The sequence below is a fragment of the Clostridium sp. genome (assembly GCF_051650885.1).
In the GTDB taxonomy this organism is placed as follows: domain Bacteria; phylum Bacillota; class Clostridia; order Clostridiales; family Clostridiaceae; genus Clostridium.
This window is the reverse complement of the sequence record NZ_JBOFRG010000062.1, coordinates 1-14,677: the sequence shown is the minus strand read 5'-3', so window position 1 is coordinate 14,677 and position 14,677 is coordinate 1. Positions and strand designations below refer to the sequence as shown.

The 14,677-nt window shown below is 29.0% G+C and carries 15 protein-coding genes; 13 read left to right on the top strand and 2 right to left on the bottom strand.

Annotated elements, in window-relative coordinates:
• The first annotated feature begins 5 nt into the window (after positions 1 to 5).
• Positions 6 to 542, top strand: a complete 537-nt coding sequence (locus tag ACRC28_RS03285) for an ATPase (protein WP_438542027.1) — start codon at positions 6 to 8, stop codon at positions 540 to 542.
• A gap of 16 nt (positions 543 to 558) precedes the next feature.
• Here the strand turns inward: ACRC28_RS03285 and ACRC28_RS03280 are convergent, their stop codons facing one another.
• Both ACRC28_RS03280 and ACRC28_RS03275 read right to left on the bottom strand, forming a co-directional pair.
• Positions 559 to 1,716 (bottom strand): sporulation integral membrane protein YlbJ, encoded by a 1,158-nt coding sequence (locus tag ACRC28_RS03280; RefSeq protein ID WP_438542026.1) that lies wholly within the window; start codon positions 1,714 to 1,716, stop codon positions 559 to 561.
• A gap of 50 nt (positions 1,717 to 1,766) precedes the next feature.
• Positions 1,767 to 2,987, bottom strand: a complete 1,221-nt coding sequence (locus ACRC28_RS03275; RefSeq protein ID WP_438542025.1) for a nucleotidyltransferase — start codon at positions 2,985 to 2,987, stop codon at positions 1,767 to 1,769.
• A 195-nt stretch (positions 2,988 to 3,182) separates the two neighbouring features.
• On the opposite strand from ACRC28_RS03275, the gene pta reads away from it, so the two are divergent.
• The 12 genes from pta to ACRC28_RS03215 form a co-directional block, all read left to right on the top strand.
• On the top strand, positions 3,183 to 4,184 hold the full coding sequence (pta, locus tag ACRC28_RS03270; protein WP_438542024.1) for a phosphate acetyltransferase: 1,002 nt from the start codon (positions 3,183 to 3,185) through the stop codon (positions 4,182 to 4,184).
• A gap of 36 nt (positions 4,185 to 4,220) precedes the next feature.
• Complete coding sequence (locus ACRC28_RS03265; protein ID WP_438542023.1) at positions 4,221 to 5,414, top strand: acetate kinase; 1,194 nt, start codon at positions 4,221 to 4,223, stop codon at positions 5,412 to 5,414.
• Positions 5,415 to 5,571: 157 nt separating this feature from the next.
• Complete coding sequence (locus ACRC28_RS03260) at positions 5,572 to 6,081, top strand: YceD family protein (protein WP_438542022.1); 510 nt, start codon at positions 5,572 to 5,574, stop codon at positions 6,079 to 6,081.
• A 2-nt stretch (positions 6,082 to 6,083) separates the two neighbouring features.
• The gene (gene rpmF, locus ACRC28_RS03255) at positions 6,084 to 6,266 is read left to right on the top strand and encodes a 50S ribosomal protein L32 (RefSeq protein WP_002597493.1); all 183 of its coding nucleotides are present in this window, start codon (positions 6,084 to 6,086) and stop codon (positions 6,264 to 6,266) included.
• 75 nt (positions 6,267 to 6,341) lie between these two features.
• Positions 6,342 to 7,343 (top strand): phosphate acyltransferase PlsX, encoded by a 1,002-nt coding sequence (gene plsX / locus ACRC28_RS03250; RefSeq protein ID WP_438542021.1) that lies wholly within the window; start codon positions 6,342 to 6,344, stop codon positions 7,341 to 7,343.
• Between the two features lie 79 nt (positions 7,344 to 7,422).
• Complete coding sequence (gene acpP / locus ACRC28_RS03245) at positions 7,423 to 7,653, top strand: acyl carrier protein (protein WP_438542020.1); 231 nt, start codon at positions 7,423 to 7,425, stop codon at positions 7,651 to 7,653.
• A 113-nt stretch (positions 7,654 to 7,766) separates the two neighbouring features.
• Positions 7,767 to 8,465 (top strand): ribonuclease III, encoded by a 699-nt coding sequence (rnc, locus tag ACRC28_RS03240; RefSeq protein ID WP_438542019.1) that lies wholly within the window; start codon positions 7,767 to 7,769, stop codon positions 8,463 to 8,465.
• A complete protein-coding gene (locus ACRC28_RS03235) occupies positions 8,458 to 9,474 on the top strand; it encodes an elongator complex protein 3 (RefSeq protein ID WP_438542018.1) in 1,017 nt (338 codons plus the stop codon). The genes rnc and ACRC28_RS03235 overlap by 8 nt, the downstream gene beginning before the upstream one ends.
• Before the next feature lie 176 nt (positions 9,475 to 9,650).
• Positions 9,651 to 13,211 (top strand): chromosome segregation protein SMC, encoded by a 3,561-nt coding sequence (gene smc, locus ACRC28_RS03230; RefSeq protein WP_438542017.1) that lies wholly within the window; start codon positions 9,651 to 9,653, stop codon positions 13,209 to 13,211.
• Positions 13,212 to 13,214: 3 nt separating this feature from the next.
• Positions 13,215 to 14,132 (top strand): signal recognition particle-docking protein FtsY, encoded by a 918-nt coding sequence (ftsY, locus tag ACRC28_RS03225; RefSeq protein WP_438542016.1) that lies wholly within the window; start codon positions 13,215 to 13,217, stop codon positions 14,130 to 14,132.
• A gap of 82 nt (positions 14,133 to 14,214) precedes the next feature.
• Positions 14,215 to 14,544 carry a putative DNA-binding protein gene (locus tag ACRC28_RS03220; RefSeq protein WP_438542015.1) on the top strand — a complete coding sequence of 110 codons (330 nt, stop codon included), beginning with the start codon at positions 14,215 to 14,217 and terminating at the stop codon, positions 14,542 to 14,544.
• 17 nt (positions 14,545 to 14,561) lie between these two features.
• Positions 14,562 to 14,677 (top strand): signal recognition particle receptor subunit alpha (locus tag ACRC28_RS03215; RefSeq protein WP_438542069.1); only part of this gene is annotated, 116 nt, incomplete at its 3' end.

Genomic DNA, 14,677 nt, shown 5'->3' with positions numbered 1-14,677 from the left:
AATAAATGAAAAAAGAAACAGGTGTATTAGAACTTTTAGAATTTCTTCAAGAAACTATTGATAAGGCGGCTAAGGTTCCTATGAGTGGGAAAGTTATGGTGGATAGGCGTGAAATGCATGATACAATAGATGAAATAATAAATTATTTTCCAAGTGAGTTTAAAAAAGCTAGATGGGTAGAGGAAAATAGGGATAAAATTATAAATGATGCAAGAAAAGAAAGTGTAGAAATAAAGGCAGAAGCGGAAAAAATAAAAAGAGATGGTGTAGAAAATCATGATTTTGTTAGAGAAGCTAAGCTAAGAGCCGGTGAAATTGTAGGGGCAGCTCAAAGAGAAGCTAAAGCTATAAGAATTGGGTCAAGAGAGTATTCAGAAAGTGTTTTAAGTGATTTGGAAAAAGAGATTGAAAGAAAGCGAATAGAGCTTATCAAATCCTTACAGATCTCATTTGAAAGAGCTGCAAGTGAAATAGATGACAATTTAGTTGGTGCATGTTCAACTATAAAAGAAAACGTAAAAGAATTAAGAAGCTTTAAGTAAAAATGTTAGGTAGATTTTAGCTACCTAACATTTTTTTAAGTTTTGAAATAATAAAAATTAAAATTAAAATTAAGCTTGAAAAAAGTACATATAAAGAAATAGAAGGTGTTTTATATAAGCCTTGAGAAGCTGTTGTATATGTTAAAAAAGTAGAGGATAAAATAAAAGTAATTAAAAAGCCAAGAATTCCTTGGATAAATTTGAAAAAGAAATATTTTTTGATAGAAACAATCTCATTAAAGAAGGAGGCTGTTTGACAAAAAATTGACATACCACCAAAACATATGAAAAAACTAAGTATAGATAGCTTTAGATGAATGGAAAGATTAATGGAAGAAATTAAATTACAACCATTAGTTATCTCAAAGCTACCTAGAAAAATTCCATAAAGTAAATTTTTAGGTAAGGAAAGTAGCTCTTCTAAAGTGAAGAATAATGAGCTAAAAAGAGTAAGATTCTTTAAAATAGATAAAACTAGGGAAAATAAAACTACATAGCCACAAACATTTAAGGTGGTTTTAATTCCATTTTCAATAGCAGACTGTAAAGCAAAACCAAATTTAGGTGGTGTATGATTAGTGTAGATAAAAGCTTTTGGATAATCAGTTTTACTAGGCTTTATAAAAAAAGATAAAAATAAAATTGATAAAAAGGAAGATAAAAGTAAAATATAACCTAGTTGGATATTGCCAAGCATGGAAGAACCTAAAACACCTATAATAAAAATAGGACTTGCATTTGAAGCTAAGTTTAATACTCTAAAGTATTCTTCTTTAGAAATAGAATTAGAGTTATAGGCTTCAGTTGCATATTTTGCACCTAAAGGATATCCACATAAAAAGCTAGAAATTAGAATGAACGAACAGTTTAAGCTTAACCTAAGAGGTTTGCAAATAAGTGGACCGAGTAATTTGGCATATATAGAAATCCCATCGTAAGAGATTAAAAGATTGCATATTACAGAGAATGAAAAAATACTTGGAATGATAGAATTAAAACAAAGGTAGAATCCGTTTTTTATACCTTGAAGTGAAGTATTGATATCTAAAAAAAATAAGATAGAAAAAATGGTAATAAAAAAACATATTAAAAAAGTGTTATTTACTTTGAATCTCTTAAGTAAATAACATAATAAAAAGAAAATAAGTATGGCTAAAACAAAAATACTAATCATAAAAATACCTCCAATCATAGTAAATTATATGTTTTAAACCATAACTTATATTACATCTCTTTTAAGATAAATGGAGATTTTTTATAATCATCCATTGGAGAAATAGAGTTTGTTAAAAGTGAGTAAGCTTTTGTACCTAAGATATCTAACTCTAGAGAAGCGTTACAAATCTTTTTAGGTAATTTTGTGAAAATATCTATTTCAGAATGCTCTTTTATGTGCTTAAGAATTTCAGCTCCTTTTAAATTAAAGGCTAAAGGTCTTATGTAAAGGGCATCGGCATAGGCCTTTTCTAAATCATAATCATTTAAAGAAAGAAAAATATACAGAAGTACACGAGAAATTCTAGTATAAGTATATCTTTTACTTTTAACCTTTTCTATAAGCTCTGATAAAGAATTTGAAGAAGAAATTTCTTTTAAAATTTTTTTATCTAGACCTTCGCTTAAAGTAGGAATATTAGAAAATATATTTGGAGAAGTTAAAATTTTATATTTTAAAAATGGAAATATATCTTCTTCTTTAGGAAAATTATAATTAGAGTCTTGTAATGATTTGATTAACTGGAAAGTCTGTGGTGGTAAATCTTTTTGTATATTTTCTAAAGAAGAATCCTTGAAAAATGATTCGCGGATTGAAGTTGCAGAAGAAAATGTCTTTGATAAAGATTTATCATTATAAAGAGAACCTTCTCTTTTTAAAGTTATAGGAATCATTTTGCTATGGAGTCTTTTTAATGCCTTCATATATTCAATACCTAAAATGTTGTTTGAATTTTTAAGTATTTCAGAGATCGAATCATCCTTTAAATAAGAAGTTAAGGCTATTTCACGAGCTTTGTGAAATGGAAGCCCTAAATTTAAGTTTTCTTTTAAAAGACTTTTGTATTCTAAGGGCTCTTTAGAAAGTACATCAGAAATAACTGATAAATTTTCGATACTTCCATGTTCACTTCCAAAGTAGATAGAATTAACAATGTTAGTTGCATTTAAAATTTTCATAGCACCAAAAGAAAAGCCTTCAGCTGATGAAAGCGAATAGATTAAAGGAAGTTCAATGACTAAGTCAACTCCATTTAAAACTGCCATTTTTGCACGAGACCATTTATCGATAAAAGAGGGAACACCTCTTTGCATAAAATGTCCACTCATTATACAAATGGTATGAGTAGAATTTGTATTTTCTTTTGAACTTTCTAAATGTAATTTATGCCCTAAGTGGAAGGGATTATATTCAGTAACTATACCTGTAATATTCACTATTAAAAACATCCTCTCTTAAAATTTGTTAAGGATAGTATAGCACAAAATAGGAAATATAATAAATAGAGGTTAATATTCTGAAAATTCGTAGTATTGCAAATCTAAAAACTTCAATGAAATGTCTTTAAATATTGTTGAAAAATAGTAAAATAGGAGTATAGTATTAACTAAGAATACTACCGTATCTTGAAAGGAGAAATGAACATGGAACTTATGAATAAAATTTGGGAAGCTGCAAAAGGTGATAAAAAGAAGATCGTTCTTCCAGAAGGTGACGAGCAAAGAACTATCGTTGCAGCACAAAAAATAGTAGAGGAAGGATTAGCACATCCGATACTAGTAGGAAATAAAGAAAGTATATTAAAGGCTTCAAAAGAGCAAGGTGTTGATTTAGAGGGAGTAGAAATAATAGATCCAGAAACATCTGAAAACTTAGAAGCATATATAAATGCATTTTATGAGTTAAGAAAAAATAAAGGAATGACTATAGAAAAAGCAGATAAAATAGTTAGAGATCCATTATACTTTGCAACTATGATGGTTAAATTAGATGATGCAGATGGAATGGTATCAGGTGCCGTACATACAACAGGTGACCTTTTAAGACCAGGTCTTCAAATAATAAAAACAGCTCCAGGAGTTTCAGTAGTATCAAGCTTCTTCATTATGCTTGTACCAGGATCAAAGTATGGAGAAGAGGGAATGTTATTATTCTCAGACTGTGCTGTTAATCCAAATCCAAATGCTGATCAACTTGCTGCAATAGCAATAGCAACTGCAGAAACAGCTAAAAATCTTTGTCAAGTAGAGCCAAAGGTAGCTATGCTTTCATTCTCAACTATGGGAAGTGCAGATCACGAATTAGTTGATAAAGTAAGAACAGCAACTGAAAAAGCTAAAGAATTAAGACCAGATCTTTTAATAGATGGTGAATTACAATTAGATGCTGCTATAGTTAAAAAAGTAGCTGATCAAAAGGCTCCAAACAGTAAAGTTGCAGGAAATGCTAACGTATTAGTATTCCCAGACTTACAAGCAGGAAATATAGGATATAAATTAGTTCAAAGATTTGCAAATGCAGAAGCAATAGGACCAGTATGTCAAGGATTTGCAAAACCAATAAACGATTTATCAAGAGGATGTAGTTCAGATGATATAGTTAACGTTGTAGCACTAACTGCTGTTCAAGCGCAAGCACAAAAATAGAAAAGTAGTAAAGCTAGTAACGGAGGTATTAAGGTTATGAAAATTTTAGTAATAAATTGTGGAAGTTCATCGTTAAAGTATCAGTTAATAGATATGAGAAATGAAGAAGCTTTAGCACAAGGATTAGTAGAAAGAATAGGAATACAAGGATCTATCTTAACACAAAAGGTAGAAGGTAGAGACAAATATGTAATCGAAACTGAAATGAAAGATCACAAAGATGCTATTGGATTAGTTTTAAATGCATTAGTTGATGAAAAAAATGGCGTTATAAAATCAATGGATGAAATAAATGCTGTAGGACATAGAGTGGTACATGGTGGAGAAAAATATTCTAAATCAGTAATAATAACTGAAGAAGTTATGAAAGAATTAGAAGACTGTGTTAAACTTGCACCATTACACAATCCACCTAACATAATAGGGATTGAAGCGTGTACTGCACTTATGCCAAATACAAAAATGGTTGCTGTATTTGATACTGCATTCCATCAAACTATGCCTGAGAGAGCATATATGTATGCATTACCATATGAAATATATGAAGACCATGCTGTAAGAAAATATGGTTTCCATGGAACTTCGCATAAATTTGTTTCAGCAGAAGTGGCTAGAGTTATGAATAAAGACATAAAAGATTTAAAAATAATAACTTGTCATTTAGGTAATGGTTCATCAGTTGCGGCTATAAAAGGTGGAGAGTGTATAGATACAAGTATGGGATTCACACCATTAGATGGTATTGTAATGGGAACTAGAACAGGAAGTATAGACCCGGCTGTAGTTGTATATATGGCTACTGATTTAGGATATTCAGTAGATGAAATAAACACTATCTTAAATAAAAAATCAGGTGTTTTTGGAGTTTCAGGTGTAAGTTCAGACTTTAGAGATATAGAAGAAGCTGCAAATGCAGGAAATAAAAGAGCAAAACTTGCATTAGAATTATTTAGATATTCTGTTAAAAAGCAAATTGGTGCATACATGGCAGCATTAAATGGTGCTGATGCAATAGTATTTACTGCAGGAGTTGGTGAAAATTCAGTAACTTGTAGAGAAGCTATATTAAAAGATTTAGATTATTTAGGTGTTACAATAGACACTGAAAAGAATAATGTAAGAGGAAAGATTGCAAAAATATCTACAGAAAATTCAAGAGTAGAAGCTTATGTTATACCAACAAATGAAGAGTTAGTTATAGCAAGAGATACTTTAGAATTAATAAAATAGAGAAAAAACACGAAAAATCTTGACTTTTATCTTGCCCCTTTATATAATAAGTTGTGTTTGTTTATAAAATAATTTATTATTAAGGGGCAACTTGTGTATTTACTTAATAATTTATTTTGTAAGTAGGCTTAATTTAAAAAAATAGGAGCTAAAGAATATGCAAATATTATTTTCAGATTTAATTTCAAAGAAAGAAAGAAAAAAAGAAATAAATTATGAGTTTAATATGGAAAACTTTACTTTTTCGGGTGAAGATATAGTTCCAGTAGAAAAGGCAATAGTAAAAGGAAACATTATTTCTAATAATGGTGAAGTTTTACTTGACTTAAACATAAAAACTAAATTAAAATTAGTATGTTCAAGATGTTTAGAGACCTTTATCTATCCAATAGATATTGATATAGAAGAAAGGTTTACAAATGATACTGAAATCGAAAGTGAAGATGTTTCATTTGTAGATGGTGATACGATAAATATCACAGATATAGTTGAAAGTGAAATAATTTCAACCTTACCGATTAAGAGAATTTGTAGTAGCAATTGTAAAGGCTTATGTCAAGAATGCGGAGAAAACTTAAACAAGTCATCGTGCACATGCAATGATGATGGGAATATAGACGTTAGATTTGCAGGACTTAAGGCGCTACTAGAAAATAAGGAGGTGTAAGCATGGGAAATCCAGCGAGAAAAACATATAGAGCTAAAAGAGATTCAAGAAGAGCTCAAACTTTTAAGGCGAGCTTACCAGGAATAGTTGAATGTCCACAATGTCATGAAATGAAACTTGCTCACAGAGTTTGCAAGAACTGTGGATTCTATAAAGGTAAAGAAGTAGTAGCTTCAGCAGAATAAAAGAAAGTCTTTTGACTTTCTTTTCTTTATATCCAGATAAATATAAAGAAAAATTAGTGGTAGTGAGGTGTAAGTATGAAAATAGTAATTGATGGAATGGGTGGAGACAACGCACCAGGAGCTGTTATTGATGGTGTAGCAGAAGCTATTAAGCTATATAATGATATAGAGATATATATTACAGGTCCAGAAGATGAAATAAATGAAGAACTTAAAAAAAGAAGTTTAAATATAGATAGAATAAAAGTAGTAGATGCCAAAGAAGTAATAGGAACAAACGAACATCCTGTTATGGCAGTAAGAAGAAAGAAAGACTCTAGTATAGTAAAGGCATTAAATCTTGTTAAGACAGGTGAATGCGATGCTATAATATCAGCAGGAAGTACAGGAGCATTTTTAGCAGGATGTACTTTAATAGTTGGAAGAATAAAAGGAGTTGAAAGACCGGCTTTAGCACCAATTATGCCAGGAAGAAATGGAAACTTTATGGTGATCGATTCAGGAGCTAATGTAGATTGTAAACCAGAATATTTAGTTCAGTTTGCAAATATGGGATCAATTTATTATGGAAGTGTATTCAATAAAGAAAATCCAACAGTAGGATTAGTTAACATTGGAGCAGAAGAAGAAAAAGGTGATGATTTAACAAAAGAAACTCATCAATTATTAAAAAAAGAAAAGCATATAAACTTTATAGGGAATGTTGAACCAAGAGAAATTCCTAAAGGTGAAGTTGATGTATTGGTATGTGATGGTTTTGTAGGAAATACAGTTCTTAAACTTTATGAAGGAGCAGCAAAAAATCTTCTAGGAATAATAAAAGATGAAATAATGGGTGCATCATTTATGCCTAAAGTTGGAGCTATGCTTTTAAAACCAGTCTTTAATAAATTAAAAGTAAAATTCGATTACAAAGAAGTTGGTGGAGCACCTTTTGTTGGAGTAAATGGAATTTGTATAAAAGCACATGGAAGTTCAGATGGAAAAGCATTTAAAAATGCAATAAAACAAACAAGAATATTCCATGAATCTAATGTTGTAGAGAAAATAAAAAGAGAAATTAATGAAAATAAGTAACTTTTATTACCTATGATATTGACTAGTATTTTAATATATACTATTATCTAATTGTATAGAGATTAGGAGGTGAAAAAAGATGTTCGAAAAAATTAGAGATATAATAGCTGAGAAGTTAAGTGTTGATGTTGAAGAGATAACTTTAGAATCATCATTCCTTGAGGATTTAAATGCAGACTCTTTAGATATAGTTGAGCTTATAATGGCTTTAGAAGACGAGCTAGATATGGAAATACCTGATGAAGACGTTGAAGGATTCAAAACAGTTGGTGACGTAGTTACTTACGTAAAAAACCACGTAGAAGAGTAAAAAAATCCCGCAATAAAAAGCGGGATTTTAATTGACTAAAATTAAATAGTTTATTCTTGAATTTGACCTTTTTAAGAGGAAATTGAAGAATAAACTTAGAGGAGTAGGGGAAGATGAACAAATTAAAGTTAAAAGAAATGGAGAACACATTAGGTGTTACATTTACTAATCTAAGTTACTTGCGAATAGCACTAACACACAGTTCGTTTGCAAATCAGTACAAAGATTCAGAGTACAATGAAAGATTAGAATTTTTAGGAGATTCAGTATTACAATTAAGTGTTACAGAATATTTATATAAAAATTATAAAGAAAAAAGCGAAGGAGAACTTACTAAAATAAGAAGTTTAATCGTTTGTGAAAATTCTTTATATGAAGTAGCTAAAGGTGTGAATATAGGAGCTTATATAAGAATGAGCAGAGGAGAAGAACTTACAGGTGGTAGAAATCGTGTATCTATACAAGCGGATGCTATAGAAGCGGTAATTGCAGCTATATATCTAGATAAGGGCTTTGAATATGCTAGAGAGTTTATATTAAATAAATTTAGCGACATAATAGATAAAGCTATACACAATAAAATAATACTAGATTTTAAAACAAAGCTTCAAGAGTTCTTACAACAGAATGGAGAAGTAGACATAACATATGAGCTTGTTAAGTTTGAAGGACCACCACACAGAAGAAAATTTTACACAAGAGTGTTAATTAATAACGAAGTTATGGGTGAAGGTGAAGGATACTCTAAAAAAGAAGCAGAACAGAAGTCTGCAAAACAAGCTCTAGTTAACCTGGAGGTAATAAATGAGTAAAAGCCACTATATAATACCTATCTTTGTTCCTTTTGAAGGATGTCCGCATCAGTGTGTATTTTGTAATCAAGATAGAATTACAGGTGTAAAAGATAGCGTTGATGGTGAAAAAGTTAGAGAAATAATAAAAGAATATTATGAAACTATAGAAAATAAAGATGCAATGATAGAGGTTTCATTTTTTGGGGGAACTTTTACAGCAATAAATGAAAAAAAGCAAAGAGAACTTTTAAGTGTAGCTAAAGAGTTCAAGGATTTAGGGATAGTTAAGAAAATAAGAATGTCAACTAGACCAGATGCTATTAGTGACTATATCTTAAGCTATTTATTAGATTATAAAGTAGATATAATAGAGTTAGGCGTACAGTCTTTAGATGATAACGTATTAAAAAGTGCAGGGAGAGGACATACGGTCTTTGAAGTTTATACTGCATCAAAGCTTATAAAAAAATATGGGATAACACTTGGACATCAATTAATGCCAGGGCTTCCAGGAAGCAATAGAGAGTTAGATATAATGTCTGCTGAAAAATCAGTGCAGATGAAGCCGGATTTAGTTAGAATATATCCATCACTTGTAATAAAAGATACACCAATGGAAAAGATGTATGAAAGAGGAGAATATATTCCATATACATTAGAAGAAGCTGTAGAGGTATCTAAAGAAATATACAAGATATATGAAAAAGAAAATATAAATATAATAAGAGTTGGTCTTCAGCCAACAGACACTATAAATGTTAATGGAGATGTGGTAAGTGGACCATTTCATCCAGCTTTTAGAGAACTTGTCGAAAGTTCTATCATAAATGAGAATATAAAAGAGGCTTTAGCTAAAGAAAAGAAAGGTGAAATTAAAATAAATTCTAAAGATTTAAGTAAGCTTTATGCAAATAAAAAGAATTATTTTAATAAACTTTTAGAATCTGGCTATAAGCTTAAAGTTACAATAGATGACGAAATAAAGCGTGGAAGCTTTTTAGTAGTAGAAGAAAAAGAGAATAACTAAAATGCAAAACGAGAGGGAATAACTCTCGTTTTGTTAAATAATAAAGTGAAAATATGAGGTGAAGGTTATGAAAGAAAGAACAAGAAAAAAAATGGTGGTAGTAGTAGCAATATTTTTAGTGATTATATTTCTTATGACGTTAATACCGTTATTTGCATAGATAGGAGTTGGAGTTAGTGTTTTTAAAATCTTTAGAGATAAGAGGCTTTAAATCTTTTGCAGATAAGACAGAATTAAAGTTTAAAAAAGGAGTAACATCAGTAGTAGGACCAAATGGAAGTGGTAAGAGTAATATATCAGACGCAGTGAGATGGGTTTTAGGAGAACAGAGCGCTAAAACCTTAAGAGGTGGAAAGATGGAAGATGTCATCTTTGCAGGAACTCAATATAGAAAGCCTGTAGGACTTGCAAAGGTATCATTAACTCTTAGCAATGAAGATGGAAGGTTAAGTACAGATTACAGTGAAGTTACAATATCAAGAAGAATATTTAGGTCAGGAGAAACTGAATATTTAATAAATAATAGTAAAGCAAGATTAAAGGACATTACAAATCTATTTATGGATACTGGAATAGGGAAAGAAGGATATTCATTAATAGGACAAGGGAAGATAGAAGCCATACTTAGTGGAAGACCAGAAGAAAGAAGAGCATTATTAGAAGAGGCTGCTGGAATAGTTAAATATAAGTATAGAAAAAATGAAGCTGAAAAGAAGCTTAACAATACAGAAGATAATTTAGTTCGTATAAGAGATATATTAGGGACTATAGAAGAAAGGATAGAGCCTTTAAGAATTGAAAGGGAAAAAGCATTAAAATTTAGAGACCTTTCAAAAGAATTAAAAGGAAAAGAAGTATCTTTAATAGTTCATAGCATAAAAGATATTGATGTGGAGCTTAAAAAGATAAATGAAGAATTAAGAGAAAAAGAAGAAAGAATTGAAGAAAAAAGAAAAAAATTAGAAGAGAAAATAAAGGGCTTAAGAGAATTAGAAGAAAAACTAGAAGAATTAGAAAGAAATACTACAGATAAAAAGTTTAGATATTTCAAGAAAAAAGAAGATATAACTAAATTTAAAAGTAATATTCAAATACTTAAAGAAAGAATTGAAAATTTAAAAAATGAAATAGAAAAAAATAAATTAGAAGAATATAGCTTAAATGAGAAAATAAAAGATTTTAAAAATCAAAAAGAAAAATTAGAAAAATTAATATTAGATAGTAATGCTTTAATAAGAGAAAAAGAAGATGAGATATTAGCATTAGAAAAAGAAAGTAGAGAATATAATACTAAAATAAATAGATTAGAAGAATCTCTTAAAGAAATAAAAAGAGAAGAAATAAAAATATTAGAAAATAACTCTAATATAACTAATATGCTAGAAAGATTTAAGGAAAGGTATAGAGGGAAGGAAGAAGAAAGAGAAAGAATATTAAAAGAGTTAGAAGAAAATAATAATTACTTTAATATAAATAAGGCCTCTATAAATAGCTTAAGTATAAAAATAAAAACTTTAGAAGAAGACTTTAAAAAATTAAATGGAGATTTAATAGAAAGTAAAGGTCAGATTCAAAAGAAAACAAGTGATATAAATAAAAAAGAAACAGAGCTTAAAGGTAAAAACATAAATATAAGTAAATTGAATGCAAATGTAGCCTTACTTAAAGATTTAGAAAACCAGTATGAAGGTTATAATAGATCTGTTAAAAACCTGATGGAAAGAGTAGATAGCAAGAGAATAAATGAAGGCAAGGTTAAGGTTCTTGGAGAAATATTAACTATAAAACCGGAATATGAATTAGCTATAGAGACTACTTTAGGAAATGCGATATCAAATCTTATAACAGAAACAGAAGTAAATGCAAAAAATATCATAAATTATCTTAAAAGAGAAAAGCTTGGAAGAGTAACTTTATTACCTTTAGATATAATAAAAGGAAATAAACTTAATTTAAATAAGAATGTCCTTAGTATGGATGGATTTATAGGTTTAGCTTCTGAGATAGTAGGGTTTGATGAAAAATATTTAAATATTGTCCAATATTCTTTAGGAAGAACTATAATTGCAAAGGATATGGATAGTGCATTTAAAATAGCAAAAGAAACTTTATATAAAACTAGAATAGTAACATTAGAAGGTGAAGTGTTAAATGCTGGTGGAGCCTTAACTGGTGGAAGTATAAAGGGGAAAGTTAGAAATGTCTTAGGAAGAAAAAGAGAGATTGAAGAGCTTGAAAAAAATATTATTAAATTATCTGAAGAATTAAAAGTTTTAACTGAAGAGTTAGAGGTATCTAAAAATGAAAGAAGTATTTTAGATGAAAATATATTAGATATTACAGATAAATTGCATAATGTGAAAATTCAAATGGCAACTACTAAAAATGAGTATACAAATAGCTTGAACACACAAAGTAAGGTAGAAAAGAGTATACAACAAAATAAAAGTAAATTTAAAGAAATTGAAACTGAGTTAAAGGAATTATCAAGAAGTAAAAAAGAAAAAGAAGAAAAGCTTCTAGAAGTATCTAAATTTACAGAGGGTAATAAAGAAAAAGAAGAAGAGATTTATTTAAATTTAGAAAAGCATAAAGAAATTCTTGAAAGATTAAAATCAAATTTAGTAGAACTAAAAATAAATAAAGCAACACTAGATGAAACTCACAATAATAACATTAGAGAAATTGAAAGAAATGAAAGAGAATATTGTGAAAATAAAGATAAAATAAAAAATCTTACTCAAATTTGTGAAAATGCAAGCTTAGATATTGAGAAGTTTAAAGAAGAAATTAAAGTAAGTGAAAATAGTATTTTTGAAAATGAAGAAGAAATAGCTAAATTTGAGTTAGAATTTAAAGATGATGAAGTAAAAAAAGCTATTCTAAAAGATGAATTTAGAAAAATCGATACTATAATCTTAGAAGTTAGAGAAATAATAACTAAAGATGAAGGTGAATTAAATAAAGTACAAATTCAAAAAGCTAAAAAAGATATGGAAAAAGAAAGTTTTTATAAAAAACTTAATGAAGAAATTGAATTAACATTTGCTGAAGCTATAGAGATTTCTGAACCAATTGAAAATATTGATGGATTTAGAGATACGGTTCAAGGTTTAAAAAGAAGGATATCAGCACTTGGAATGGTAAATTTAGCAGCAATTGAAGAATTTGAAGAGGTAAAAGAAAAATTTGAATTTATGTCTACTCAAAGGGATGATTTAGAAAAATCTAAAATAGAACTTCTAAAGGTAATTGAAGAAATGACTGAAGAAATGAGAGGCTTATTTAAAGAGAATTTCAAAATAATCAATAAAAACTTTAATGAAACTTTTAAGGAATTATTTAAAGGTGGAAGTGCAGAACTTATTTTAGGTGAAGGTGATGAATTAACATCAGGAGTTGAAATAAATGTAGAACCACCAGGAAAGAAACTTCAAAATATAAACTTAATGTCTGGTGGAGAAAAAGTATTATCAGCAATTGCTTTGCTTTTTGGTATTTTAAAAATGAAGCCTACACCATTCTGTATACTTGATGAGATTGAAGCTGCATTAGATGATGCAAATGTAAATAGATATGCTGAATTTTTAAGAAAGTTCTCAGAAAGAATACAGTTTATAGTAATTACTCATAGAAAAGGTACAATGGAAGTAAGTGATGTAATGTATGGAGTTACTATGGAGGAAAAAGGAATTTCTAAAGTAGTTTCAGTTGATATGGAAAATAAGGAGGAATAATAAATGTTTGGAAAATTATTTGATAAATTAAAAACAGGACTTACAAAAACAAGAGATGGACTTACAGACAAGATAAATGAAGCATTAAATCTAGCTGTAACTATTGATGAAGATTTATATGAAGAATTAGAAGAGGTGTTAATAACTTCTGATATTGGAATGGATACAACTGTTGAAATAATAGAAAGACTTAGAAAGAAAATAAGAGAAGAAAAAATAAATGATCCTCAAATGGTAAAGCCGGCATTAAAAGAAGTTATAAAGAACATGATGCTTGAAGGAACAGAAGAAAAAGAAGAGGATGAGAAAAAAGAGAAAGAAGTAATACTTGTTATAGGAGTTAATGGAGTTGGTAAAACAACTTCTATAGGAAAGCTTGCAGCTAAGAACAAGGCTGAGGGTAAAAAAGTATTACTTGCAGCAGCAGATACCTTTAGAGCAGCCGCAATAGATCAATTAGAGGTGTGGAGCAAAAGAGCTAACGTAGATATAATAAAGCAAGGTGAAGGTTCAGATCCAGCAGCAGTAGTTTTTGATGCAGTAACAGCTGCAAAAGCTAGAAATACTGATATTTTAATCTGTGATACAGCAGGAAGACTTCATAATAAGAAAAACTTAATGAATGAACTAGAAAAAATAAACAGAATTATAGATAGAGAATATAAAGATGCTAAAAAAGAAACACTTTTAGTTTTAGATGGAACAACAGGTCAAAATGCAGTAATACAAGCAAAGCAGTTTATGGAAGCATGTCCTATTGATGGGATAATATTAACTAAATTAGATGGAACTGCAAAAGGTGGGGTTGTTATTTCAATAAAACAAATATTAGATATACCAGTTAGATATATTGGAGTAGGAGAAGGGGTTGACGACCTTCAAGAATTTGATGCAGAAAGCTTTGCAGAAGCATTATTTTAAAAAAAGCAAAGGTGTTAAGTAAAAATACTTGACACCTTTAGAAATATTATATATAATCTCTTTTGTGGGTAAGGTGATTATTATGACAGATAGGTTTGAAGTTTCAATGTTAATGGATTTTTATTCACCATTATTAACAGAGAAACAAAAAAATATTATGGAGATGTACTACAACGAAGATTTTTCCTTAGCAGAGATTGCAGAGATAAATGAAACAAGTAGGCAAGCAATCCATGATTTGATTAAAAGATGTTCAAAACAACTTTTAACCTATGAAAGTAAATTAAACTTACTTCAAAAGAGCTTAAATCGTGAAGAAAAAATTATAAAACTTTTAGAGAATTTAAGAAAAAAATATTCTATAAATGATGTAGAGTGTGATATGCTTAAAGAAGAACTAGAAGATTTATAAAATTTAGGAGGTTTAATATGGCTTTTGAAGGATTATCAGAAAAGCTTCAAAATACCTTTAAAAAACTTAGAGGAAAAGGAAAGCTTAATGAAAAAGATATAAAAGAAGCAATGAGAGAAGTAAAGCTTGCATT

Excerpts from the sequence above, each read along its gene's own strand:
- ftsY (WP_438542016.1), top strand. The coding sequence starts at position 13,215 with ATGTTTGGAAAATTATTTGATAAATTAAAAACAGGACTTACAAAAACA.
- ACRC28_RS03280 (WP_438542026.1), bottom strand. The coding sequence starts at position 1,716 with ATGATTAGTATTTTTGTTTTAGCCATACTTATTTTCTTTTTATTATGT.
- plsX (WP_438542021.1), top strand. The coding sequence starts at position 6,342 with ATGAAAATAGTAATTGATGGAATGGGTGGAGACAACGCACCAGGAGCT.
- ACRC28_RS03265 (WP_438542023.1), top strand. The coding sequence starts at position 4,221 with ATGAAAATTTTAGTAATAAATTGTGGAAGTTCATCGTTAAAGTATCAG.
- rnc (WP_438542019.1), top strand. The coding sequence starts at position 7,767 with ATGAACAAATTAAAGTTAAAAGAAATGGAGAACACATTAGGTGTTACA.
- pta (WP_438542024.1), top strand. The coding sequence starts at position 3,183 with ATGGAACTTATGAATAAAATTTGGGAAGCTGCAAAAGGTGATAAAAAG.
- ACRC28_RS03235 (WP_438542018.1), top strand. The coding sequence starts at position 8,458 with ATGAGTAAAAGCCACTATATAATACCTATCTTTGTTCCTTTTGAAGGA.
- acpP (WP_438542020.1), top strand. The coding sequence starts at position 7,423 with ATGTTCGAAAAAATTAGAGATATAATAGCTGAGAAGTTAAGTGTTGAT.
- ACRC28_RS03220 (WP_438542015.1), top strand. The coding sequence starts at position 14,215 with ATGACAGATAGGTTTGAAGTTTCAATGTTAATGGATTTTTATTCACCA.
- rpmF (WP_002597493.1), top strand. The coding sequence starts at position 6,084 with ATGGGAAATCCAGCGAGAAAAACATATAGAGCTAAAAGAGATTCAAGA.
- ACRC28_RS03260 (WP_438542022.1), top strand. The coding sequence starts at position 5,572 with ATGCAAATATTATTTTCAGATTTAATTTCAAAGAAAGAAAGAAAAAAA.
- ACRC28_RS03275 (WP_438542025.1), bottom strand. The coding sequence starts at position 2,987 with ATGTTTTTAATAGTGAATATTACAGGTATAGTTACTGAATATAATCCC.
- ACRC28_RS03285 (WP_438542027.1), top strand. The coding sequence starts at position 6 with ATGAAAAAAGAAACAGGTGTATTAGAACTTTTAGAATTTCTTCAAGAA.